The 22,123-nt window shown below is 66.4% G+C and carries 23 protein-coding genes; 17 read left to right on the forward strand and 6 right to left on the reverse strand.

Features of this window, described 5'->3' with window-relative positions; all coding sequences use genetic code 11:
- The first annotated feature begins 30 nt into the window (after window positions 1-30).
- A complete protein-coding gene (locus CDO87_RS16630) occupies window positions 31-1,017 on the forward strand; it encodes an FAD-dependent oxidoreductase (protein ID WP_254698177.1) in 987 nt (328 codons plus the stop codon).
- 2 nt (window positions 1,018-1,019) lie between these two features.
- Here the strand turns inward: CDO87_RS16630 and hpaR are convergent, their stop codons facing one another.
- Window positions 1,020-1,481: a homoprotocatechuate degradation operon regulator HpaR gene (gene hpaR, locus CDO87_RS16635; RefSeq protein ID WP_100929814.1), complete on the reverse strand. Its 462-nt coding sequence runs from the start codon at window positions 1,479-1,481 to the stop codon at window positions 1,020-1,022.
- Window positions 1,482-1,544: 63 nt separating this feature from the next.
- Here hpaR and CDO87_RS16640 point away from each other — a divergent pair, with 63 nt between their 5' ends.
- The 6 genes from CDO87_RS16640 to hpaH all read left to right on the forward strand — a co-directional run bounded on the left by CDO87_RS16640 (window position 1,545) and on the right by hpaH (window position 7,919).
- Complete coding sequence (locus CDO87_RS16640) at window positions 1,545-1,955, forward strand: 5-carboxymethyl-2-hydroxymuconate Delta-isomerase (protein WP_100929815.1); 411 nt, start codon at window positions 1,545-1,547, stop codon at window positions 1,953-1,955.
- Between the two features lie 49 nt (window positions 1,956-2,004).
- Complete coding sequence (gene hpaE / locus CDO87_RS16645; protein ID WP_100931006.1) at window positions 2,005-3,507, forward strand: 5-carboxymethyl-2-hydroxymuconate semialdehyde dehydrogenase; 1,503 nt, start codon at window positions 2,005-2,007, stop codon at window positions 3,505-3,507.
- A 91-nt stretch (window positions 3,508-3,598) separates the two neighbouring features.
- Window positions 3,599-4,579, forward strand: a complete 981-nt coding sequence (gene hpaD, locus CDO87_RS16650) for a 3,4-dihydroxyphenylacetate 2,3-dioxygenase (protein WP_100929816.1) — start codon at window positions 3,599-3,601, stop codon at window positions 4,577-4,579.
- A 297-nt stretch (window positions 4,580-4,876) separates the two neighbouring features.
- Window positions 4,877-6,271, forward strand: a complete 1,395-nt coding sequence (locus CDO87_RS16655; protein WP_100929817.1) for a pyridoxal-dependent decarboxylase — start codon at window positions 4,877-4,879, stop codon at window positions 6,269-6,271.
- Window positions 6,271-7,125: a fumarylacetoacetate hydrolase family protein gene (locus CDO87_RS16660; protein ID WP_100929818.1), complete on the forward strand. Its 855-nt coding sequence runs from the start codon at window positions 6,271-6,273 to the stop codon at window positions 7,123-7,125. The genes CDO87_RS16655 and CDO87_RS16660 overlap by 1 nt, the downstream gene beginning before the upstream one ends.
- Window positions 7,122-7,919, forward strand: coding sequence for a 2-oxo-hept-4-ene-1,7-dioate hydratase (gene hpaH, locus CDO87_RS16665; protein WP_100929819.1), 798 nt, complete (start codon window positions 7,122-7,124; stop codon window positions 7,917-7,919). The genes CDO87_RS16660 and hpaH overlap by 4 nt, the downstream gene beginning before the upstream one ends.
- A gap of 25 nt (window positions 7,920-7,944) precedes the next feature.
- On the opposite strand, the gene CDO87_RS16670 is transcribed toward hpaH, so the two are convergent.
- Window positions 7,945-8,250, reverse strand: a complete 306-nt coding sequence (locus CDO87_RS16670) for a DUF6476 family protein (RefSeq protein ID WP_100929820.1) — start codon at window positions 8,248-8,250, stop codon at window positions 7,945-7,947.
- Here CDO87_RS16670 and CDO87_RS16675 point away from each other — a divergent pair.
- On the forward strand, window positions 8,249-9,277 hold the full coding sequence (locus CDO87_RS16675) for an RluA family pseudouridine synthase (RefSeq protein ID WP_100929821.1): 1,029 nt from the start codon (window positions 8,249-8,251) through the stop codon (window positions 9,275-9,277). The genes CDO87_RS16670 and CDO87_RS16675 overlap by 2 nt on opposite strands.
- Before the next feature lie 37 nt (window positions 9,278-9,314).
- On the opposite strand, the gene CDO87_RS16680 is transcribed toward CDO87_RS16675, so the two are convergent.
- Entirely contained in the window at window positions 9,315-9,998 is a 684-nt protein-coding gene (locus CDO87_RS16680) for a DUF4386 domain-containing protein (RefSeq protein ID WP_254698178.1), read from the reverse strand.
- Window positions 9,999-10,251: 253 nt separating this feature from the next.
- Between CDO87_RS16680 and rpoH the strand changes: the two genes are divergently transcribed.
- The 3 genes from rpoH (at window position 10,252) to CDO87_RS16695 (ending at window position 13,002) form a co-directional block, all read left to right on the forward strand.
- Entirely contained in the window at window positions 10,252-11,148 is an 897-nt protein-coding gene (gene rpoH, locus CDO87_RS16685; protein WP_100929822.1) for an RNA polymerase sigma factor RpoH, read from the forward strand.
- 323 nt (window positions 11,149-11,471) lie between these two features.
- Entirely contained in the window at window positions 11,472-11,939 is a 468-nt protein-coding gene (locus tag CDO87_RS16690) for an Lrp/AsnC family transcriptional regulator (RefSeq protein WP_100929823.1), read from the forward strand.
- 88 nt (window positions 11,940-12,027) lie between these two features.
- On the forward strand, window positions 12,028-13,002 hold the full coding sequence (locus tag CDO87_RS16695) for a Gfo/Idh/MocA family protein (protein WP_100929824.1): 975 nt from the start codon (window positions 12,028-12,030) through the stop codon (window positions 13,000-13,002).
- Between the two features lie 46 nt (window positions 13,003-13,048).
- On the opposite strand, the gene CDO87_RS16700 is transcribed toward CDO87_RS16695, so the two are convergent.
- Window positions 13,049-14,017: an NADPH:quinone oxidoreductase family protein gene (locus CDO87_RS16700; protein ID WP_100929825.1), complete on the reverse strand. Its 969-nt coding sequence runs from the start codon at window positions 14,015-14,017 to the stop codon at window positions 13,049-13,051.
- A gap of 282 nt (window positions 14,018-14,299) precedes the next feature.
- Here CDO87_RS16700 and CDO87_RS16705 point away from each other — a divergent pair, with 282 nt between their 5' ends.
- From CDO87_RS16705 to CDO87_RS16720, 4 genes are all read left to right on the forward strand, one after another.
- Window positions 14,300-14,671 carry a helix-turn-helix domain-containing protein gene (locus tag CDO87_RS16705; RefSeq protein WP_100929826.1) on the forward strand — a complete coding sequence of 124 codons (372 nt, stop codon included), beginning with the start codon at window positions 14,300-14,302 and terminating at the stop codon, window positions 14,669-14,671.
- Window positions 14,672-14,744: 73 nt separating this feature from the next.
- Window positions 14,745-15,527: a histidinol-phosphatase gene (gene hisN, locus CDO87_RS16710; RefSeq protein ID WP_100929827.1), complete on the forward strand. Its 783-nt coding sequence runs from the start codon at window positions 14,745-14,747 to the stop codon at window positions 15,525-15,527.
- A gap of 12 nt (window positions 15,528-15,539) precedes the next feature.
- Window positions 15,540-16,880 carry an 8-oxoguanine deaminase gene (locus tag CDO87_RS16715; protein ID WP_100929828.1) on the forward strand — a complete coding sequence of 447 codons (1,341 nt, stop codon included), beginning with the start codon at window positions 15,540-15,542 and terminating at the stop codon, window positions 16,878-16,880.
- The gene (locus tag CDO87_RS16720) at window positions 16,877-17,302 is read left to right on the forward strand and encodes a CAP domain-containing protein (protein ID WP_254698179.1); all 426 of its coding nucleotides are present in this window, start codon (window positions 16,877-16,879) and stop codon (window positions 17,300-17,302) included. The genes CDO87_RS16715 and CDO87_RS16720 overlap by 4 nt, the downstream gene beginning before the upstream one ends.
- 6 nt (window positions 17,303-17,308) lie before the next feature.
- On the opposite strand, the gene guaD is transcribed toward CDO87_RS16720, so the two are convergent.
- A complete protein-coding gene (gene guaD / locus CDO87_RS16725) occupies window positions 17,309-18,595 on the reverse strand; it encodes a guanine deaminase (protein WP_100929830.1) in 1,287 nt (428 codons plus the stop codon).
- 125 nt (window positions 18,596-18,720) lie between these two features.
- Between guaD and mgtE the strand changes: the two genes are divergently transcribed.
- Both mgtE and CDO87_RS16735 read left to right on the forward strand, forming a co-directional pair.
- On the forward strand, window positions 18,721-20,124 hold the full coding sequence (gene mgtE / locus CDO87_RS16730; protein WP_100929831.1) for a magnesium transporter: 1,404 nt from the start codon (window positions 18,721-18,723) through the stop codon (window positions 20,122-20,124).
- A complete protein-coding gene (locus CDO87_RS16735) occupies window positions 20,121-20,675 on the forward strand; it encodes a 5-formyltetrahydrofolate cyclo-ligase (protein WP_100929832.1) in 555 nt (184 codons plus the stop codon). Before mgtE ends, CDO87_RS16735 begins: the two co-directional genes overlap by 4 nt.
- Window positions 20,676-20,718: 43 nt before the next feature.
- On the opposite strand, the gene purD is transcribed toward CDO87_RS16735, so the two are convergent.
- Window positions 20,719-21,981: a phosphoribosylamine--glycine ligase gene (purD, locus tag CDO87_RS16740; RefSeq protein ID WP_100929833.1), complete on the reverse strand. Its 1,263-nt coding sequence runs from the start codon at window positions 21,979-21,981 to the stop codon at window positions 20,719-20,721.
- Window positions 21,982-22,123: the final 142 nt, after the last annotated feature.

The raw sequence follows: 22,123 nt of genomic DNA on the forward strand, positions 1-22,123 counted from the left end.
AGGGCCCCGGCCCGCCAGAGGAGAACCGAGATGACAGGTTCATCGATACGCAATCGCCTGACCCGCCGGTCGATGCTGACCCTTGCAGGCGCCGCCGCACTGACATTGTCCTTGCCTTCGCGCGGGCGGGCGCTGGTGGTCGGGGGCGGTGCTGCGGGTGCCGCCCTGGCGTTGGCGCTGAAGGCCGCGCAGCCCGCGACGTCCGTCCTCTTGATCGAACGCGACCCGACCCGCCTGTCCCCCGTTCCGGCCACAGCCTTTGCTGCACCCGGTGCCAGCGTGACGTTGGAGACGCTTCGCGCCCATGGGGTGGAGGTCCTGCTGGACGAGGTGATCGGGATCGACTGGCAGGCGGCACGGATCGCTCTCTTCTCTGGCCGTTCGGAGGCATTCGACCGGATCTGCGTCGCCCCGGGAACGATGCCCCGCCCGGAAGACATCCCCGGGCTCGGCGCCGCCGCCCGCTTCGCATGGCCCGCGGCCTGGGGCAGCGCGCGGGAGGCACGGCGGCTGATGGCCGCGTTGGGCGCAATGCCGGAGCGCGGGCACCTTGTCCTTCGGCTGCCGGCCGACGTTAGCCACCGGACCGTGGCGGCGGAGCGCGCGATGACTCTTGGCAAGTGGCTGGCCGCGAACCGCCCCGAGGCACGGATGACCGTACTCGACGGTTCCACGGACCCGGTGCTGAAGCATGCCGCCCTGAGCGCCGGCCTGTCATGCGAGTGGTTCGGGCCGGGCGCGGGGGGCATTGTCCTGTCGGTGGATGCCGGGAATGGACGGATCGAGACGGACGCGGGCCTTCTGTTGGCGGACGCGGTGAATTTTGTCACCCCGACGATGGCGGGGGAGATCGCCGGCCGATCCGGATTGACTGACGCATCCGGATGGTGCCCTTGCGACGCATCCGGTGTGTCGAAACTTCGGGCCGGGGCGCTGGTGCTGGGAGATGCCCGTGCCGAAGCGGAAAGAACCGTCGACGGAGCGCTGCGATCGGTGAGGGCGTCGCTGAAGGGCTGAACTCATCCGTCGGCGGCATCCCCGGGCCCGTTCAGCCGCGTCAGCAGCACGTCGAGCTTGTCGATGAGCGCCGCCAGATCCTCGGCCCCCAATTCCCGTTCGATGGCCGCATAGATGGCGGCGCTTTCCCGCGACGCCTCGCGCAGCAGCCGGTCGCCTCCGGGGGCCAGCCGCACCTGCGTGCGCCGCCGGTCCTCTGCCGCGCGCTCCACGGTGACAAGTCCGCGTGATTCCAGCGTTTTCAGGATGCGGGTCAGCGAGGGTGCAAGGATCACCGCCTGCTCGGCCAGCCGGGTCGGTTCGATTCCCGGGATCTCCTGCACCACCCGCAGCACACGCCACTGCGCCTCTGTCACGTCGATGGCGCGCAGCATGGGGCGGAACCGCTCCATCACCGCTTCGCGGGCGCGCAGCAGCGCGATAGGCAGGGTCCGGCGGGTCTGGGACAGCGGGAAATCGGGCATCTGAAGTCTCCTGTTGACAGGCAGAATAAAACTTAACATGTTAAGTGTCAAAGGGAGGATGACATGCCACATCTGCGTTGCGAATACTCGGCGGGCCTTGAGGCGCACCTCGACATGGAGGTGCTGGGGCGGACGCTGCACGCCGCCATGGCGGAGACGGGCGTCTTTCCGCTGGGCGGTATCCGGGTGAAGATGCACCGCTGTTCGCTGGCCATGGTGGGCGATGCGAACCCGGGTCACGGGGTGGTCAACCACTTCCTCGCGCTGGAACTTTCGGTGGGTGCGGGCCGCGACAAGGACGTGCTGGCCGAGGCCGGGCGGCAGCTCTTCCAGGTGGCCGAGGCGGTCTGCGCGGGCCAGCTGGCCGCGCCGCATTTCATGCTCTCGCTGGAGATCCGGGAAATCGATCCGGAGCTGTCGTGGAAGGCGAACTCGATCCACGCGCGCCTGGCGGCGGACAACGCAACCGGCTGAGGCCGGGCAAGCAGGTATTTGGACCAAGATGAAGCAGGAGGCCGGGAAGATGGCGGATCTGGCGGGAAATCTGGCACGGGCGGAGGCGGCGCTGGCGCGCTTCTCGGGCGGTGTGGCGCATCGCATCGGCGGCCGGGACGTGCGCTCGGACGCGTCGTTCGAGACCGTCTCGCCGGTCGATGGGGCGGTGCTGGCGCAGGTCGCCCGCGGCGGCGCGGGCGAGATCGACGCGGCGGTGCAGGCGGCAAATGCGGCCTTTGGTGAGTGGAAGGCGATGCCGGGCAAGGAGCGCCGGGCCCTGCTGCACAAGGTGGCGGATGCCATCGTGGCGCGGGCGGACGACATCGCGGTGGTCGAGGCGATGGACACCGGTCAGGCGATCCGCTTCATGTCCAAGGCGGCGGTGCGCGGGGCGGAGAACTTCCGCTTCTTCGCGGACAAGGCGCCGGAGGCTTGCGACGGCCAGACTCTGCACGCGCCGGGGCAGGTCAACATGACCTCGCGCCGTCCGATCGGGCCGGTCGGGGTCATCACGCCGTGGAACACGCCCTTCATGCTGTCGACGTGGAAGATCGCACCTGCGCTGGCGGCGGGCTGCACGGTGGTCCAGAAGCCGGCGGAGTTCTCGCCGCTGACGGCGCGACTTCTGGTGGAGATCGCCGAGGAAGCGGGATTGCCGCCGGGGGTGCTGAACGTGGTCAACGGCTTCGGCGAGGACTGCGGCCGTGCGCTGACCGAACATCCCGGCATCAGGGCGGTGGCCTTCGTCGGCGAGAGCGCCACCGGCTCGCACATCATGCGGCAGGGCGCCGATACGCTGAAGCGGGTGCATTTCGAACTGGGCGGCAAGAACCCGGTGATCGTCTTCGACGATGCCGATCTGGAGCGCGCGGTGGATGCGGCGGTCTTCATGATCTACTCGCTGAACGGCGAGCGGTGTACGTCGTCGTCGCGGCTGCTGGTGCAGGACACCGTCTACGACGAGGTCTGCGCGAAGGTGGCGGAGCGGGCGGCGCGGATCAGGGTCGGCCATCCGCTGGACCCTGAGACGGTGATCGGCCCGCTGATCCACCCGGTGCACGAGAAGAAGGTGCTGTCCTACTTTGAAAAGGCCGTGGCCGAGGGCGCGACCATCGCCACTGGGGGTGAGAAGCTGGGCGAGACGGGCTGCTACGTGGCGCCCACGCTGTTCACCCATGCCACCAACGAGATGGCGGTGTCGCGGGAGGAGATCTTTGGCCCGGTTCTGACCGCGATCCCCTTCAGGGACGAGGCGGACGCGCTGCGCATCGCCAACGACACGGAATACGGCCTGACCGCCTATCTCTGGACCAGGGACCTGGAGCGGGCGTTCCGCATGACCTCGGCCCTCGAGGCGGGGATGATGTGGGTGAACTCTGAGAATGTGCGCCACCTGCCCACGCCCTTCGGCGGCGTGAAGGCCAGCGGCATCGGGCGCGACGGCGGCGACTGGTCGTTCGATTTCTACATGGAGACGGTGAACGTCTGTTTCGCCACGACGGAGCACCGGATCCCGAAGCTGGGCGGCTGACGGGCACCGAGGGGGCGTTGAGGAGAGCGGCCCCCGGTCCCGATGGAAGAGAGACATGCGGCGGCGCGGGCCGTCCCCGGAGGAGTGAGAGATGCCGATTCCCGAACCGAACCTTTATCCGCCCTTCAACATCGTGCGGCTGAGCCACGTGGAATTCGGGGTGACGGACCTCGCGGCCTCGAAGGCGTTCTACGTGGATACGCTGGGTCTGCAGGTGACGGAGGAGACCGCCGACATGCTGTGCCTGCGGGCGCTGGAGGAGCGCGGCCACCACTGCATGGTGCTGCGCAAGACGGACAACCCCGCGGTGCAATACCTGGCCTACAAGGTCTATGCCGAGGAGGACCTCGACCGCGCGCATGACTGGTTCGCGGACCGGGGCCATGCGGTGGACTGGGTGGAGCGGTCGCACCAGGGGCGGACGCTGCGGACCGTGGACTGCTTCGGCGCGCCGATGGAGTTCTATCACAGGATGGATCGCCTGCCGCCGATCCACCAGCAGTACAAGCTGTACCACGGGGTGAAGCCGCTGCGGATCGACCACTTCAACTGCTTCGCGCCGGACGTGGATGCCGCCGTTGCCTTCTACGGTAAGCTGGGGTTCCGGGTGACCGAATACACCGAGGACGACGCATCCGGAAAGCTCTGGGCGGCGTGGATGCACCGCAAGGGGGGCGTGCACGACGTGGCCTTCACCAACGGGACGGGACCGCGGCTGCACCACACCGCGTTCTGGGTGCCGACCCCGCTGAACATCATCGACCTGCTCGACCTGATGTCGACGACCGGCTACCTCGCCAATATCGAGCGGGGGCCGGGACGGCACGGGATTTCCAACGCCTTCTTCCTGTATATCCGCGACCCCGACGGGCACCGGATCGAGATCTACTGTTCGGATTACCAGACGGTGGACCCGGACCTGGAGCCGATCCGCTGGGATCTGAAGGACCCTCAGCGCCAGACCCTCTGGGGGGCGCCTGCGCCGCGGTCGTGGTTCGAGGAAGGGTCGCTTTTCCACGGGGTGGAGCCGCGCGCGGCTGAACTGAAGGCGACGCCGATCGTGGCGCCCTGACCGGGTGGCCGACGTGGTGAACGTTTTATGAATGGCCTTGTCGGTGTTTCCCCCTCCCTACGGCCCTTCACTCTGGGCCGAGTCGGTGAAGGAACGATGATCGGGGATCGGGCGTGTTGATGTGTGGGGCCGAGGGTGGATGTGTGGCGGGCATTCACGTGCGCCGCGTGGCGCTGGATGCACTTGTGGTGCGGCCCGGGGGGCTCTGCCCCCGCCGCTTCCGGCGGCGCCCCCGAGGTATTTGGGCCAAGATGAAGGGCAGGTTGCGTCAAATTCGGCGCGCTGCACGGAGGGAAGATGGATTGGGATGAATTTGCGCGCTGGGGCGCGCAGGCGGCGGCTTTCGGGGCCGACTATCACAAGACGCTCAGGGACCGGCCGGTGCGGCCGGATGTGCAGCCCGGGGAGGCGGCGGCCTTGCTGGAGGCGGCCCCGCCCGAGGCCGGCGAAGGCATGGAGGCGATCTGGGAGGATTTCCTGCGCGTCGTGCCCGAGCGCCTGACGCATTGGCAGCATCCCCGGTTCTTCGCCTACTTCCCGGCCAATGCCGCGCCACCCTCGATGCTGGCGGAGATGCTGGTCACGGTGATGGCGCCGCAGTGTATGCTGTGGCAGACCTCGCCGGTTGCGACCGAGATGGAAGGCGTCATGGTCCAGTGGTTGCGACAGGCGGTGGGCCTGCCGGAGGGCTGGTCCGGGGTGATCCAGGATTCGGCCTCGTCGGCCACGCTGTCGGCTGTTCTGACCATGCGGGAGAGGGCGACGGGCTGGTCGGGTAACCGCGAGGGGCTGGCGGGCAAGGGGTCTTTGCGGATCTATTGTTCGGGACAGGCGCATTCCTCCATCGACCGGGCCTGCTGGGTGGCGGGCATCGGGCAGGAGAACCTCGTGAAGCTGCCCGATGTTGGCGCGCCATCCTATGGCGTGGATGCTGCCGCGCTGCGGGCGGCCATCGCGGCGGACCGGGCGGCGGGCCATGTGCCGGCGGGCATCATCGCGATCACCGGCGGCACAGGCATCGGCGCCTGGGACGACCTGTCGGCCGTGGGCGCTGTGGCGCGGGAGGAGGGGCTGTACCTGCACCTCGACGCGGCGTGGGGCGGGGCGGCGATGATCTGCCCGGAAATCCGCGAGGCGATGTGGCCGGGGGTGGAGGCCTGCGACAGCATCGTGTTCAACCCGCACAAGTGGCTGGGCGCGCAGTTCGACTGCTCCGTACAGTTCCTGAAGGACCCGCGCCAGCAGATCGACACGCTGAAGATCGAGCCGGAGTACCTCAGGACCTCCGGCTCGGAGGTGGTGAACTATTCGGAATGGACGATCCCGCTGGGGCGCCGGTTCCGGGCGCTCAAGCTTTGGTTCATGCTGCGGTACTACGGTCTGGAAGGGCTGCGGGCGCGCATCCGCAACCACGTCGCCTGGTCTGGTGAGGTCTGCGAGGCGCTGCGGGCGCAGGGCTTCGAGATCGTGACGGAGCCGATCCTGTCGCTCTTCACCTTCCGCGGGCCGGGGGACGATGCGGCACAACAGGCGCTGGTGGATGCGATCAACTCGGACGGGCGGATCTATGTCACGCAGGGCATGTTCGCCGGGCGCAAGGTGGTGCGCTTCCAGGTCGGCCAGTTCGACTGCACGCGCGACGACGTGATGATGGCGGCGGACGTGATCCGCGAGATTTCGGAGAGGATGTGATGGTCAGGTTTGTCAGCTTCACCCACGAGGGCCGGGCGAAATACGGGCTGTGGCAGGAGGACGGGCTGGTCGACATGACCGGCTTCGACGGGCATCCAGGGTTGTGCGAGGTGATCGCGGCGGGATCGCTCAAGGGTCTGGCGCAGGCGGCCATGGGGAAGACGGCGGACGTGGCCCATGCCGATGCGGTGCTGGAGATCCCGGTGCGCACACCCGAGAAGATCATCTGCGTCGGCGTCAACTTCCCCGACCGCAATGCCGAATACAAGGGCGGGCAGGAGGCGCCGGGCAAGCCCTCTCTCTTCATCCGGTTCCCGCGGTCCTTTGTCGGGCATGGCGCGAACCTTTTGCGGCCGCCGGAGAGCGAACAGCTGGATTACGAGGGCGAGATCGCCATCGTTATCGGCAAGGGCGGGCGGCGGATCTCGCGCGAGGCGGCCTATGACCACATCATCGGGCTGACGCTCTGCAACGAGGGCACGATCCGCGACTGGGTGCGTCACGCGAAGTTCAACGTGACGCAGGGCAAGAACTGGGACCGGTCCGCCGCGATGGGGCCGTGGCTTGTGCCGTTCACCCATCCCGCCCAGCTCGACGACATCGGGCTGGAGACGCGGGTCAACGGCGAGGTGCGCCAGAAGGACCGCACGTCGCGGATGCTGTATGATTTCCGCTACATCGTGAACTATGTCTCGACCTTCACCACGCTGGTGCCGGGCGACGTGATCGTCTGCGGCACGCCCACCGGGGCAGGGGCGCGGTTCGATCCGCCGGTCTGGCTGAAACCCGGCGACGTGGTCGAGGTGGAAGCCGAGGGCATCGGCATCCTGAGAAACGGGGTAGAGGACGAATGACCGATGACGAGATCCACGCCGCCGCTACGGCCCTTTTGCAGGCAGAGAAGATGGGCAGCCAGATCGGCCTCCTGTCCCTGAAGCATCCGGGCATGACCATGGACGACGCCTACGCCGTGCAGGCGGCGCTGATGACGGCCAAACTGGTCGAGGGCCGCAAGGTGATCGGCTGGAAGATCGGGCTGACGTCGAGGGCCATGCAGGACGCGCTGAAGATCGACACGCCGGATTCCGGTGTTCTGTTCGACGACATGGCCTTTGAAACGGGCGGAATGGTGCCCGGGGGCCGCTTCATCCAGCCGCGGGTGGAGGCGGAGATCGCCTTTGTCATGAAGGCGCCGCTGGAGGGCCGGGTCACGCGGGAGGAGGTGATCGCCGCCACCGATTACGTCTGCCCCGCGTTGGAGATCCTCGACACCCGCATCCTGCGCAGCGATCCGGCGACGGGCCAGGCACGGGTGATTGTCGACACGATCTCCGACAACGCGGCCAACGCGGGGATCGTTCTGGGCGAGGCGCGGCACGATCCGCGGCTGGTCGACCTGCGCTGGGTCGGGGCCATCGTCAGCCGCGACGGCGAGGTCGAGGAGACCGGGCTGGGCGCAGGCGTGCTCAACGATCCGGTTATGGGCATCGTCTGGCTGGCCGAGCGGATGGGCACCTACGGTCAGGCGATCCGGCCGGGACAGGTCATCCTGTCGGGCTCGTTCATCCGTCCGCTCGAATGCCCGCCGGGCAGCCATGTGGAGGCGGACTTCGGTGCCTTCGGTCAAGTGGGTATCAGTTTCGGCTGACGGCGCTCGGGATGCGCGGGCGGAGTCACTCCGCCGGTTCGACAGCGATCTCCTGCCGCAGTTTGCCGGTGCCCCGGTCGAAGATCAGGATACGGTCGTCGCCTGTCACCACGGCGTACCAGTCGACGCCCTGAGTGTAGGCGGTGGCGGTTGCGCCACCGGGCAGGGTGATGACCTCTGGCAGCGGCGCCTGCGCCTTGCTATAGCGATGCCAGATCAGGCCGAGGATCCCCACGATCCCGACCATCATCACCACCATGAGCACCGTCACCATCGCCTGCAGGAACCGCAGGCCGGGCGGGTGCCGATATTCCGGCTCGGGAGTTTCCATGGACCGCCTTCGTGTCGTCATCGCGGCCGATCCGCCGCAACGCCTTGATAAGGCCCTTGCCCGCGATGTGCCAGAGGCCGCGGCCCTGTCGCGCACCCGTCTGGGCCGGCTGATCGCCGAGGGCGCCGTGACCCGCGAGGGCGCACCGCTGACCGATCCCAAGGCGAAGGTCGCCGAGGGGGACGTGCTGGAGATCGCCGTGCCCGAGGCGGAAGAGTATGACGTCGTCCCGCAGGACATCCCGCTGGAGATCGTGTTCGAGGATGCCGACCTGCTGGTGGTGAACAAGCCCGCCGGCATGGTGGTCCACCCCGCGCCCGGCACGCCGGACGGCACGCTGGTCAACGCGCTGCTGCACCACTTCGGCGGCGATCTGTCGGGCGTCGGCGGCGAGAAGCGGCCCGGCATCGTGCACCGGATCGACAAGGACACCTCCGGCCTGCTGGTCGTGGCAAAGTCCGACCGCGCGCACCACGGGCTGGCCAAACAGTTCGAGAAGCACACGGCGCGCCGGGCCTATCTGGCGGTTGTGCATGGCGTGCCGGACGTGGCCGACCCCCGGCTGATGGGCACGCGCGGTGTGTCTGCCGGGGCAGGGGGCGGGATCACGATCACCTCCGGCCTCGCGCGGCACAAGACGGACCGGCAGCGGCAGGCGGTGTTCTTTGACGGGAAGGGGCGGCACGCGATCACCCATGCCCGCGTGCTGGAGACCTTCGGCGTGCCGGAATGCCTCGCGCTGGTGGAATGCCGGCTCGAGACCGGGCGCACCCACCAGATCCGCGTGCACATGGCCCATGCGGGGCACGCGCTGGTGGGCGACAGCACCTATGGCGGGCGGCGCAAGCTGAAGGGCAGCGCGCTCTCCCCTGCGGCCTTTGCCGCCGCCGATGCCTTTGACCGTCAGGCGTTGCATGCGGCAGAACTGGGCTTTGTCCATCCGGTGACGGAAGAGGAGATGCTGTTCGAGGCGCCATTGCCTGCGGACATGCAGGACCTGCTGGCGGCGCTGCGCACGGTGGCGTGAAGCGCCGGGTGTCCGTGCCTGACTTATCCGCGGAGCGTCAGAGCCGGCCCGCGATAAGCAACCAGAGGCAGAACCCTACCTCCGTCACGATGCAGACGAGGTAGGCGGGCTGCATCAGCGCGTTCAGGTCGGGCGCGGCCAGGCGGGTGATCCCGCCGGCGATGTAGATGAGCCCGGTCAGCATCAGCCCGGCGGGCAACGCCATCGGCGCGACGCGAGACAGGCAGACCAGTTTCGCCATCACCATCGCGTTCACCCCGAACAGGACCAGACCGATATCATAGCCGCTGGCATGGAGCGCGGCGAAGGTCAGGGCGAGATCGGTGCGCCCGCCCTCCACCAGTTGCGGCACGGCGGAGAGCGCCACGAGGCTGGTGCCGATCAGCGCCGCCTGTCCGAGACGGAAGACCATGGCGGCGCGGGAAAGGCCTTCGGAGACCGGGCGCAGAAGGGTGAAGAAGACAAGCGCCAGGGCAATGTCCGCCAGCAGCATGATTACGTCGGCCAGGAGGCTGAGGCGGATGGAAGAGAGATGGGTGACCAGCGTCTCTGCCCCGCCTGCCAGCGCGGGACCGCGCAGGGCCAGCTCGGCCGTCAGGCCGGAAGCGATGATGACCAGATACAGCACACCGGCTGTGCGGATCTGGCGAGGTGCGTCGAGGGCGGGCATGGGATAATACTCCGTGACGTTCGGATTGGGTTTGGTCGCGGAGTACGTCATCGCGTTGTGTATGGAAATTTGCTGAAACTGCATCCATATCATGCAATAATGTATGGGTTGGAAAAGCCGGATGTCATCGAGTGCACGTGCATGTGAACCCGCTGACATATGGGTTCCCCAACGTTCACGAAACCTTAACTTATGCGCAACGTTTGTTGGTTAAGCATCTTGAAACCGATCTGGCCAAGGGCCATCTGGATGTTAAGCCGTGTAACATGAAAGGCGCAAACGCGTCGTACGAGAGGGGCAAGGCATGAGCAACTACGCAAATCTCCCGGCACCGACGCCGGAAGCCGGTCTGAGCCGCTACCTTCAGGAAATCCGCAAGTTCCCGCTTCTGGAGCCTGAAGAGGAATACATGCTGGCAAAACGCTGGGTCGAGGACGAGGACACGCAGGCGGCACACCAGCTTGTGACGTCTCACCTGCGGCTCGCGGCCAAGATCGCCATGGGCTATCGCGGCTACGGACTGCCGCAGGCGGAGGTGATCTCCGAGGCGAACGTCGGCCTGATGCAGGCGGTCAAGCGTTTCGACCCGGAAAAGGGCTTCCGCCTTGCCACCTATGCGATGTGGTGGATCCGCGCCTCGATCCAGGAATACATCCTGCGGTCCTGGTCGCTGGTGAAGCTGGGCACGACCTCGGCGCAGAAGAAGCTGTTCTTCAACCTGCGCAAGGCCAAAAGCCGCATCGGCGCGCTGGAGGACGGCGACCTGCGTCCGGAACACGTCGAAAAGATCGCGACCGATCTGGGCGTGTCCGAAGACGAGGTCATCTCGATGAACCGGCGCCTGTCCGGTGGCGACGCGTCTCTGAACGCGACGGTCGGCTCCGAAGGCGAAGGGTCGATGCAATGGCAGGACTGGCTTGAGGACGAGGATGCCGACCAGGCCGGTGAATATGCCGAACGCAACGAACTCGAGGCGCGCCGCGCCCTGCTGGAGCAGGCGATGGACGTGCTCAACGAGAGGGAAAAGGACATTCTGACCCAGCGGCGCCTGTCTGATCAGGCGGTGACGCTGGAAGAGCTGTCGGGCCAGTACGACGTCAGCCGGGAACGTATCCGGCAGATCGAAGTGCGGGCGTTCGAGAAGCTGCAGAAGCGGATGCGTGACCTTGCCCGTGAGCAGGGCATGCTGACCAGCGCCTGAACCGTTCCGCCGGGCCGGCAGCGGTGGCCCGGTGGTCAAAGCGGCGGACTCCCAAGATTACCTCATGTGTTCGAAGGCGCTGGCGGCCCCCTCCGGAAACGGAGGGGGCCTTTTCATTCATGAAACGAAAAACCCTAAGGAAATGTACCAAACAATACATCTATTAGGAATCGGTAAATAGTACGGCGGCCAATTGATATTGAGTCGAATGCTGCGACTGCGTAGTTTCTCGGATTACGGAACCGAAAACCCTGTTGCCGAGTTTTCCAATGATTGCGGGAAACTTATTCCAGAAGCATGGGAATGAAGGGCAATATCCGATCATGAAGCTAGACGACACCGACCGCAAACTCCTCGCGCATTTGCAGCATGACGGGAAGGCCAGCATCCAGACGCTGGCTGATGCGGCCGGGCTTTCGACCTCGCCCTGCTGGCGGCGGATCAAGCGGCTGGAGGACGAGGGCGTCATCCGCGGCTACGTCGCGCGGCTGGACCCCAAGGCCCTCGGGCTTGGCGCGCTGGCCTATGTCTTCGTCAGCCTGATCGACCATTCCGATGACACGCTGTCGGCCTTCGGCGACCTCGTTGATCAGGAGGCGCGGATCGTCGAGTGCGAGTCCGTGACGGGGGCCTGCGATTTCCTGCTGAAGGTTGCGGCGCGCGATCCGGAAGATCTGGAGGCGTTCCTGAAGCGCGGGATGCTGGCCGGCGGGCTGGTACGGGTCAGCCAGACGCATTTCATCCTGCGGCAGGCCAAGACACGCAGCCCGTGGCCGCTCCTGTCCGACTGACACCCGCTGGCCCGGATTTCGAGGGCGCGGCACGTTCCATCCCCGGAGCAACTGGTCTAGCGTGAGCGCAAACACCAGGGAGCTGACGATGACAGATCACGTGAGATGGGGCATCCTCGGCGCGGCAAAGTTCGCGCGCGAGCACATGGGACCGGCCATCAACCAGGCGCGCCGCGGGCGGCTTTGTGCGCTTGCCACCTCGAGCGAGGAAAAGGCCGCCCCGTTTGCAGAGCGCGCGCCGGGGCTGAAGGTGCACCTCTCCTACGACGACCTGCTGGCCGATCCGGAGATCGACGCGGTCTACATCCCCCTGCCGAACCACCTGCACGTCGAATGGACGGTGAAGGCGCTGGAGGCGGGCAAACACGTGCTGGTCGAGAAGCCGCTGGCCATGCAGGCCGCCGACTTCGCGCCGGTGATCGCCGCCCGGGATGCCACCGGAAAACTCGCGGCAGAGGCCTACATGGTCGTGCACCACCCCCAGTGGAAGAAGGCCAAGGCGCTCTATGAAGAGGGGGCCATCGGCGCGCTCAAGCGTGTTTCCGTCGCCTTCTCCTATGACAACAGCAGCGACGGCGAGAACATCCGCAACCGTCCGGAGACCGGCGGCGGCGCGGTGCCCGACATCGGCGTCTACGCCTACGGAACGGTTCGCTTCGTGACGGGCGAGGAGCCGCAGGCGATCCTGTCGACGGAAATCGAGCGGGAGAACGGCGTCGATGTCTGGAGCCACATCACCGCGCGCTTCCCCTCGTTCCATTATACAGGCGTGGTGTCGATGCGGATGGCGCCCTGGCAGGAGGTGGTTTTCCACGGCGACGGCGGCGTGATGCGCCTGACAACGCCCTTCAACGCGGCGGTTTACGGGCAGGCCGAGGTGGAGGTGCAGGGCAAGGACCTGAAGGTGACAAGGTGGCGGTTCCCGTCCGACAATCACTACGTCCATCAGGTCGAGGCGTTCAATGCATCGGTGCTGGACGGCGCGCCCTATCCCTGTCCGCTAGAATTCTCCCGCGGGACGCAGGAGATGATCGACATGATCTGGGCGGCCGAAAAGGCGTGAGGCCGGACCGGGGCGCGGTTTTGCGCCCCGGCCCTTTGGGTCGCGATCACATCTCCTGAATGGTGATGACCACCTTGCCGGTCGACTTGCGGTCGCGCAAAAGAGCCAGCCCTTCCGCCGCTTGATCGAGCGGGTAGGTATGGCTGACATGCGGTTTGAGCCGGCCCGCGCCATGCCACTCCATCAGCGTCGCGAGCGACCCGGTCAGGATGTCGGGCCGGAACGCGAGGTAGCCGCCCCAGTAGACGCCCAGCACGGAAAGGTTCTTGACCAGCAGGTGGTTCGTCTTGACCTGCGGCACGTCGCCGGATGCGAAGCCGATCGGCAGCAGGCGCGCCTCGGGTTTGCAGGCGCGGAAGGCGGCCTCCCACTGTTCGCCGCCGACGGGATCATAGACCACATCCGCACCGCCGAGCGCCTTCACCTCGGCCCTTATGTCCTGTGTCCGCGCGTCGATCAGGTGGTCTGCACCGGCCGCCTTCGCGGCCTCCAGCTTATCGGTGCCGCGGGCACAGGCGATGACCGTCGCGCCCATCAGCTTGCCGATCTCCACCGCCGTCAGCCCGACACCCCCGGCAGCGCCCAGCACCAGAAGGGTCTCTCCCGGTTGCAGGCGGGCGCGGTGGTCGAGCGCCACGTGGCTGGTGCCATAGGCGATCTGGAAGGCTGCGGCGGTGGTGAAGTCCATTGTATCCGGCAGGCGGACGGCGCGGGTGGCATCGAAACAGGCCATCTCGGCCAGACCGCCTTGCCCGCCGAAGACCGCCACACGGTCCCCCGGAGCGAAGTTCTCGACACCCTCACCGAGCGAATCAACCACGCCGGCGACCTCCATACCGAGTACGAAAGGACAGTCCGGAGTATCCTGATAGGTACCCTTGATCATCAAAAGGTCGGCGAAATTCAGGCCGCAGGCGGCGACTCGAATCCGAATCTCTCCCGGTCCCGGGGTCGGGACCTCGATTTCTTTCAACTCCGGTGCGGACTCCGGAGAAAATTTCACGTACGCACGCATAGGTGCCTCCTATCCTTTTGCGCCGGAAGATCGACGAATTCCTCGCGCCTTGGACGCGTAATGTGCAGTCCAAATTTATTAACAGCAACAATTCCTGTTTTTTTTCAACTTTGTGTTGTTATTCGTTCGCGTTTACCATTATTAGGCGGTTGTGTGTCTTGATATGAGTGACCGTTTTGATGTAGCACATCAGGCCATACACGTGCAGGATGAGGCTGGTCGGACGGTCTGAAGATAACCGGGTCTCTCATTTGGCCAAACCTTAGAACAGGAAGACACACGATGGCGCATCCCGTTGACGTTCATGTTGGAAAACGTATTAGACATCGCCGCTGGCTGGTGGGCATGACCCAGCAGCAGCTGGCCGAAAAAGTGGGTATCAAGTTCCAGCAGATCCAGAAGTACGAAACGGGTGCGAACCGTGTCAGTGCCTCCCGCCTCTGGGACATCGCAGACGCGCTCGACGTTCCGGTGAGCTTCTTCTTCGAAGGCATCGAAAACGAGAATTCCGAAGTTGCTTCTGGCGACAACGTCCCGGCGGATATCCTTGGCGACAAGGAAGCACTCGACCTCGTGCGGTCCTACTACGCGATCCCCGAGAACCAGCGACGCCGTCTTTTCGAACTCGCCCGCGTCCTGTCCGACGTGGCTTGAGCCGCCGCGCCGCCTGCGATAGCCCCTGACAGGGCGAAGCGTACGGAGGCGACAGGTGGACATTTCAGGACGATTGGCCGAAGATTTGATCGGCACTGCGCACGCCCTTGCAGATGCAGCCGGGGCGGCGATACTCCCCTACTTCAGATCAGCCGGGCTGACCGCGGACAACAAGCTGACGGACGGGTTCGATCCCGTGACCGCCGCTGACCGCGCCGCCGAAGAAGCGATGCGCAAGGTCCTGGCAGAACGCCGGCCCGACGACGCGATCCTTGGCGAGGAATACGGCACGCAATCCGGCACCAGTGGGCTGACATGGGTGCTCGACCCGATCGACGGGACGCGCGGCTTCCTTGCCGGAACCCCGACTTGGGGCGTGCTCGTAGCGCTCTCGGACGACACTGGCCCGCGCTATGGCATCGTCGACCAGCCCTACATGGGCGAACGCTTTTCCGGCGGGCTGGGGCAGGCGGCGTGGCGTGGTCCGCGCGGGCAGGGCCCGATGGTCACACGGCGAACTTCCGGACTCGAAAACGCCCTGCTTTTCACCACCTTCCCCGAAGTCGGCCAGCCGCAGGACCGCGCCGGTTTCGAAGCCGTTGCGGCCCGCGCCAAACTGGTGCGCTATGGCATGGACTGCTACGCCTACGCATTGCTGGCGGCCGGGCAGATCGACCTCGTCATCGAGGCCGGGCTACAGGCCTACGACATCCAGGCCCCCATCGCCTTGATCGAGGCGGCGGGCGGGATCGTGACGGACTGGGCGGGCGGGCCGGTGCATTACGGCGGTCGCGCCCTGGCGGCGGCGAACCCGGAATTGCACGCGGCGGCGCTGGAGATCCTGAAAGGCTATTGAGGAGCCGCCGCGATGCCCGAGATCCTGATCCGCAATGCCCGCCACCTGCTGACCATGGACGATGCCGGAACGGAGACGACCGGCACGGACATCCGTTTGCGCGACGGGATCATCGCAGAGATCGGCACCGGCCTTGCCACAACGGGAGAGGTCATCGACGCGGCGACCTGCGTCGTGACGCCGGGCCTCGTGAACACGCATCATCACCTTTACCAGACGCTCACCCGTGCGGTACCCGGCGGACAGGATGCGCTACTCTTTGGCTGGTTGCAGACGCTCTACCCGATCTGGGCGCGTTTCGGCCCCGAGGAGATCTTTGTCTCGGCGCAGATCGGTCTGGCTGAACTGGCGCTGACCGGCTGTACGCTGACTTCCGACCACCTGTACCTCTATCCCAACGGCGCCCGGCTGGACGACACCATCGCGGCGGCGGGGGAGGTCGGGCTGCGGTTCCATCCGACCCGTGGCGCCATGAGCATCGGGGAAAGCGATGGCGGCCTGCCGCCCGACAGCCTCGTGGAACGGGAAGCGGCCATCCTCGAAGACTGCATCCGCGTGGTCGACGCCTTCCACGATCCCCGCGACGGCGCCATGGTCCGCGTCGGCATCGCACCCTGTTCGCCCTTCTCGGTCAGCCGGGACCTGATGCGCGACGCCGCGCTGCTGGCCCGCGACAAGGGCGTGATGCTGCACACGCATCTCGCCGAGAACGACGAGGACATCGCCTACAGCGAGGCGCATTTCGGTTGCCGGCCGGGCCAGTACGCCGAGGATCTCGGCTGGACCGGCGATGACGTCTGGCATGCGCATTGCGTGAAGCTCGACACGACGGAGATCGACCTCTTCGCCCGCAGCCGCACCGGGGTCGCCCATTGCCCATGTTCCAACTGCCGCCTCGGATCTGGCATCGCGCCGGTCCGCGCCATGCGCGATGCGGGCGTGAAGGTGGGCCTCGGGGTGGATGGCTCGGCCTCGAACGATGCGGGTAGCCTCGTGGCCGAGGCGCGGCAGGCCATGCTGCTGCAGCGTGTCGCCCGCGGCGCCGACGCCATGAGCGCACGCGAGGCACTGCGCATCGCGACGCGCGGCGGGGCAGAGGTGCTTGGCCGCCACGACTGCGGTCAGATCGTTGTGGGCAAACGGGCGGACATCGCGCTGTGGGACGTGTCGGGCATCGAGTCCGCAGGAAGCTGGGACCCGGCTGCGCTGTTGCTGGCGGGGCCGCCCAGGGTCAGACACCTTCTGGTTGAGGGGCGGCAGGTCGTCCGGGACGGGCAGGTGGTGACTTTCGATCTGGACGCTGCCATAAAAAGGCAGAATGCGCTTGTGCGTCGTTTGGAGAATATTCTGTGAAAATCCTTTATGGACTGTGTCTTGCGGCTATTCTTGCCGCCAATGCTGCCACTGCCCAACCCGTCCGCCAGATGCTGAACGGCCTGCGCGCCGAAGAGGGGCTGGACCAGGTCAATCCTTCGCCGCGCCTGGAAGAGGCGGCCAAGGCACATGCGCTCGACATGTCCCGCAAAGGCTTCTTTTCGCACGAGGGGTCGGATGGCAGCGACGTCATGACCCGCGTCAGGCGGCAGGGTTACGGGGCCTGCGCCGTGGCCGAGAACATCGCCAAGGGCCAGAAGACCCTGTCCGAGGTGCTGGGCGACTGGATCGCTTCTCCGCCGCATCGCGACAACATGGTGAAGCCGGAGGTCAGGGAATACGGACTGGTCCGCGCGCCCGGCGATGTCTGGGTGCTGGTGCTGGGCCGCGACGGCTGCTGAGGCGCCTCACGCTTTGGACGGTTTGCCCATCACATAGGTCTGCGCGATCGCGCGGTCGTCGCCCATCATGATCGTCGGGAAGAGCGCCTCCCAGATGGTTTCCGCCACGGCGGAGCGCTGCGCGATGGCCGGGGTGGAGGCGAGGTCAAGGACGATGAAATCCGCCTCCGCGCCCGGTTCCAGCCGTCCGATCCTGTCCTGCCGCAGGGCGCGGGCAGAGCCTTCGGTCGCAAGCCAAAGCAGCTCTGCCGGGTGCAGGGCCCGGCCACGCAGCTGCGCGATCTCGTAGGCCGCCGCCATGGTTCGCAGCATCGAGAAGGAGGACCCGCCGCCCGTGTCGGTGGCCAGCCCGATCCGGTGCCCCTCTGCCATCAGCCCGTCCATGTCGAACAGACCGGAGCCGATGAACGTGTTGGACGTCGGGCAATGCACTAAAGCCGCTCCGACCTCACGCAACCGGTCGCGTTCGCGCGGCTCAAGGTGGATCGCGTGTCCATAGAGACCATTGGCCCCGAGCAACCCGTGCGCTTCGTAGGTGTCGAGGTAATCCCGCGCCTCCGGGAAAAGCCTTTTGACCCACGTGATTTCTTCGGTCTGCTCGGACAGGTGGGTTTGCATAAGGCAGTCGGGATGTTCGGCCCAAAGTGCGCCAAGGGCCGAGAGCTGTTCGGGCGTCGACGTGGGTGAGAAGCGGGGCGTGATGACATAGGACGCCCGCCCGCGCCCGTGCCAGCGGCTCAGCAGCGCCTTGCTGTCGTCGTAGGCGCTTTGCGCGGTGTCCCGCAGCGTGTCCGGCGCGTTGCGGTCCATGCAGGTCTTGCCAGCGAACACCCGCATGCCGCGCGCCTCCGCCGCTTCGAAGATCGCATCGACGGAGGCCGGGTGGATCGTGCAATAGGTGCAGACCGTGGTCGTGCCATGCGCGAGCAGCAGGTCGAGGTATCGCCCCGCGATCTCCTGCGCGTAGGAGGGATCCTTGAACCGGCTTTCTTCGGGGAAGGTGTAGGTGTTCAGCCAGTCGATCAGCCGCTTGCCCCAGCTCGCGATCATTGCGGTTTGCGGGTAATGCGCATGGGCGTCGACGAAGCCGGGAAGGATCAGCCCGCTGCCATGGTCGTGGACCTTCGCGTCACGGTGCTGTTTTCTGAGCGCGTCCGCCCCGCCAACCTCCGCAATCGTGCCGTCAACGACCAGAATCGCGCCCGAAGTGACGTGTTCGGCCGCTTCGATCCCCTCCTGGAAGGGGTCCGCGCTGAAACGGATCAATTGCCCGAGATGCAGCTCTGATGTCATCGCGATCTCCTTCCCGCGCAGTCCGCGCAAACCCTATGGGGCCGCTGCGAAAAGGACAATCTGCCCTGTTGCTTTCCGGGCGCTTGACCTAGTCTCCGTGACAAGAAACGCGGAAGGGCAGGCACATGGCGCAGGAAAGCGAGGCAGTGGCCGACGAGGACGCGCGGGAAGAGGCGCGCGACGAGGGATACGACCTCGACCGCAAGGCCGTCGCGCGGATTCTGTACGCCGTAGACACCGACGACCGGGAGCAGCTTGTCGAGCTCATGGAGCCGCTGCACCCGGCCGACATCGCCGACCTTCTGGAACAGGTGAACGCCTACGACCGGATGCGGCTGATCCGGCTTTACGGGCACGAGATGGACGGCGACATCCTCTCGGAACTCGACGAGGCGCTGCGCGAGGAAGTCATCGGCATCCTCACGCCGCAGGTGCTGGCCGAGGCGGTCCGCGAGCTCGATTCCGACGACGTGGTCGATCTAATCGAGGACCTCGACACGCCGCAGCAGACAGCGATCCTGGACGTCCTTCCGGAAAGCGAACGGGCCGCGGTCGAGCAGTCGCTGGCCTACCCGGAGTTCTCCGCCGGCCGTCTCATGCAGCGCGAGGTCGTCATGGCCCCGGAGCATTGGAGCGTCGGCGAGGCCATCGATTTCCTGCGTTCGTCCAAGAGCCTGCCAGAGCAGTTCTACCATATCGTGCTGGTCGATCCGCGCCTTCGGCCTGTCGGCAACGTTACCCTCGGGCGGCTCATGTCTTCCAAGCGCGACGTGACCCTGAAGTCGATCCAGGAGGAGTCGTTCCACACCATCCCGGTGATGCAGTACGAGGGCGAGGTCGCCTATGCCTTCAACCAGTACCACCTGATCTCGGCCCCGGTCGTGGATGAGAACGACCGCCTCGTCGGACAGATCACCATCGACGACGCCATGGCGGTGCTGGACGAGGAGAACGAGGAAGACATCCTGCGGCTGGCCGGTGTGGACGGAGAAAGCCGCCTGTCGGACAAGGTGGTCGATACGGTCAAGCGCCGCATTCCCTGGCTGGCGGTCAATCTCGTGACGGCGGTTCTGGCCAGCCTCGTCATCGCGCAGTTCGAAGCGGCCATCGCCGAGATCGTCGCGCTGGCGGTCCTGATGCCCATTGTCGCCTCCATGGGGGGGAACGCCGGGACGCAGTCGCTGACCGTTGCGGTGCGTGCGCTGGCGACCAAGGACCTCACCGGCTCCAACCTGTGGCGGGTGATCCGCCGTGAAGGCGTGGTCGGCCTGATCAACGGCGTGGCCTTCGCGGTCATCATGGGGATCGTCGGCATCATCTGGTTCGGCTCGCCTGCCCTGGGCGGCGTGATTGCATCGGCGATGGTCATCAACCTCGTGATTGCAGGCCTTGCGGGGATCATTATCCCGGTGGTGCTTGAAAAGGTGGGCGTTGATCCCGCGCTCGCCTCCGGTGCCTTTGTAACCACCGTCACGGATGTGGTCGGCTTTTTCGCCTTTCTGGGCCTTGCCGTTGTGGTGTTGCTGTGACGCTGGAAGAGCGCAAGGCGGCCGCCCGCAAGGCGGCCTTTGCTGCACGAAAAGCGGCGTTCGACGCACGGTTTCCGGGCCAGGCGGGACGTCTGAGCGAGATATTGGCGGGGCATCGCGGGGTGCCTTTGTCGGGCTACATGGCCATCCGAACGGAGATCGACCCGCTCGCCGCCATGGCCGAGGCCTCGGCCTACGGCCCCGTTGGCGTGCCCGTGATCGACGGACCGGGGCTGCCGCTCAGCTTTTCCGTCTGGGAGCCGGACTGCGAGATGACGCACGGGCCCTTCGGCGCGCGCATCCCGGCGGCGGGCGTGGCGATGGAGCCGGAGATCCTGATCGTCCCGCTGGTTGCCTTCAGTCGCAGTGGCGGGCGTTTGGGATATGGCGGCGGCTTCTACGACCGCACCCTGGAGCGGCTCCGGGCGAAACGCCCGACCCTTGCCATCGGCTTCGCGTTTGCCGGTCAGGAGATGGATGACCTGCCGCTGGAGGACACGGACCAGCCGCTTGACCTGATCGTGACCGAGCGGGAGATCATCGAGCCCTGAAGCCGGTCCCTTTCCGTCAGGACCGGCCCGGACAGTGCAGGTTTCAGAGCGCCCGCCAGCCGATGTCGCGGCGGCAGAACCCTTCCGGCCAGTCGACCGCATCGACCATCGCGTAGGCCCGGTCGCGGGCCTCCTGCAGCGTGGCGCCGCGTGCCGTGGCGTTCAGGACGCGCCCGCCGGTGGCCGTTACCGCGCCGTCGGCCTCGGTCGTGCCGGCATGGAACATGACGTTGAAGCTGTCCTCGGGCAGGGCGTCCAACCCGCGGATCACGGTGCCCTTCTTGTAGCTGCCGGGGTAGCCGTCGGCCGCCATGACGACGGTCAAGGCGTGGTCGTCGGCCCAGTTGACCTGTGCATCGGCAAGCCGCCCATCGGCGCAGGCGTGGATCAGGTCCAGTGCCTGAGCGCCCAGCCGCAGCATCAGGACCTGGCATTCCGGATCGCCGAACCGCACGTTGTACTCCACCAGCCGCGGCTGACCGTCTTCGATCATCAGGCCAACGTACAGGACGCCCTGGTAGGGCGTGCCGCGCCGGACCATCTCGGCCATGCAGGGGCGCACGATCTCGTCCAGCGCCTTGGCGGTCACGGCACCGTCCATGATCGGTGCGGGAGAGTAGGCACCCATGCCGCCGGTGTTCGGGCCGGTGTCGCCTTCGCCCACGCGTTTGTGGTCTTGCGCCGTTCCGACCGGCAGGCAGGTTTCGCCGTCGACAAGGACAAAGAAGGACGCCTCTTCGCCGGTCATGAATTCCTCGATCACCACCTCGGCGCCCGCGCCGCCGAAGGCACCGCCGAACATCTCGTCGACAGCCGCGCAGGCCTCGTCGAGGGTTTCGGCGATGATGACGCCCTTGCCCGCGGCCAGACCGTCCGCCTTGACCACGACAGGGGCGGTTCCTGCACGAATATGGGCCTTTGCTGCATCGGCGTGGGTGAAATGGCCGTAGGCCGCGGTGGGCGCGCCGCAGGCGTCGCAGATTTCCTTGGTGAAGCTTTTGGAGGCTTCGAGCCGTGCCGCCGCTGCCGAGGGGCCGAAAACTGACAGGCCGGCCTCCCGCAGCCGGTCGGCGACGCCCGCCGCCAGGGGGGCCTCCGGTCCGACGATCACCAGGTCGATGGCGTTGTCGGAGGCGAATTCCGCGACCACGCCGCCGTCCTCAATGTCGATCCGTGCGCATTCCGCGATCTGCGCGATGCCCGCATTGCCCGGCGCGACGATCAGCTTGTCGCATTTCGGGTTCTGGAGCGCGGCCCATGCCAGGGCGTGTTCGCGTCCGCCGCTGCCGAGGATGAGGATGTTCATGTGCGTGCTCCTGTGTTGCAGTCGGGGCGGATGGCCGGGGCGGGACCGGGGGCCAGCCCCCGGACCCCCGAGGTATTTGTCACCAAGATGAAGGACGGGGGCGCTTTTGATCGGTTTACGGGTGCTTTAAGGTTCGCGGGAA

The sequence above is a fragment of the Sagittula sp. P11 genome, assembly GCF_002814095.1.
In the GTDB taxonomy this organism is placed as follows: domain Bacteria; phylum Pseudomonadota; class Alphaproteobacteria; order Rhodobacterales; family Rhodobacteraceae; genus Sagittula.

Excerpts from the sequence above, each read along its gene's own strand:
- CDO87_RS16630 (WP_254698177.1), top strand. The coding sequence starts at position 31 with ATGACAGGTTCATCGATACGCAATCGCCTGACCCGCCGGTCGATGCTG.
- hpaR (WP_100929814.1), bottom strand. The coding sequence starts at position 1,481 with ATGCCCGATTTCCCGCTGTCCCAGACCCGCCGGACCCTGCCTATCGCG.
- CDO87_RS16640 (WP_100929815.1), top strand. The coding sequence starts at position 1,545 with ATGCCACATCTGCGTTGCGAATACTCGGCGGGCCTTGAGGCGCACCTC.
- hpaE (WP_100931006.1), top strand. The coding sequence starts at position 2,005 with ATGGCGGATCTGGCGGGAAATCTGGCACGGGCGGAGGCGGCGCTGGCG.
- hpaD (WP_100929816.1), top strand. The coding sequence starts at position 3,599 with ATGCCGATTCCCGAACCGAACCTTTATCCGCCCTTCAACATCGTGCGG.
- CDO87_RS16655 (WP_100929817.1), top strand. The coding sequence starts at position 4,877 with ATGGATTGGGATGAATTTGCGCGCTGGGGCGCGCAGGCGGCGGCTTTC.
- CDO87_RS16660 (WP_100929818.1), top strand. The coding sequence starts at position 6,271 with ATGGTCAGGTTTGTCAGCTTCACCCACGAGGGCCGGGCGAAATACGGG.
- hpaH (WP_100929819.1), top strand. The coding sequence starts at position 7,122 with ATGACCGATGACGAGATCCACGCCGCCGCTACGGCCCTTTTGCAGGCA.
- CDO87_RS16675 (WP_100929821.1), top strand. The coding sequence starts at position 8,249 with ATGGACCGCCTTCGTGTCGTCATCGCGGCCGATCCGCCGCAACGCCTT.
- CDO87_RS16670 (WP_100929820.1), bottom strand. The coding sequence starts at position 8,250 with ATGGAAACTCCCGAGCCGGAATATCGGCACCCGCCCGGCCTGCGGTTC.
- CDO87_RS16680 (WP_254698178.1), bottom strand. The coding sequence starts at position 9,998 with ATGACGTACTCCGCGACCAAACCCAATCCGAACGTCACGGAGTATTAT.
- rpoH (WP_100929822.1), top strand. The coding sequence starts at position 10,252 with ATGAGCAACTACGCAAATCTCCCGGCACCGACGCCGGAAGCCGGTCTG.
- CDO87_RS16690 (WP_100929823.1), top strand. The coding sequence starts at position 11,472 with ATGAAGCTAGACGACACCGACCGCAAACTCCTCGCGCATTTGCAGCAT.
- CDO87_RS16695 (WP_100929824.1), top strand. The coding sequence starts at position 12,028 with ATGACAGATCACGTGAGATGGGGCATCCTCGGCGCGGCAAAGTTCGCG.
- CDO87_RS16700 (WP_100929825.1), bottom strand. The coding sequence starts at position 14,017 with ATGCGTGCGTACGTGAAATTTTCTCCGGAGTCCGCACCGGAGTTGAAA.
- CDO87_RS16705 (WP_100929826.1), top strand. The coding sequence starts at position 14,300 with ATGGCGCATCCCGTTGACGTTCATGTTGGAAAACGTATTAGACATCGC.
- CDO87_RS16715 (WP_100929828.1), top strand. The coding sequence starts at position 15,540 with ATGCCCGAGATCCTGATCCGCAATGCCCGCCACCTGCTGACCATGGAC.
- guaD (WP_100929830.1), bottom strand. The coding sequence starts at position 18,595 with ATGACATCAGAGCTGCATCTCGGGCAATTGATCCGTTTCAGCGCGGAC.
- mgtE (WP_100929831.1), top strand. The coding sequence starts at position 18,721 with ATGGCGCAGGAAAGCGAGGCAGTGGCCGACGAGGACGCGCGGGAAGAG.
- purD (WP_100929833.1), bottom strand. The coding sequence starts at position 21,981 with ATGAACATCCTCATCCTCGGCAGCGGCGGACGCGAACACGCCCTGGCA.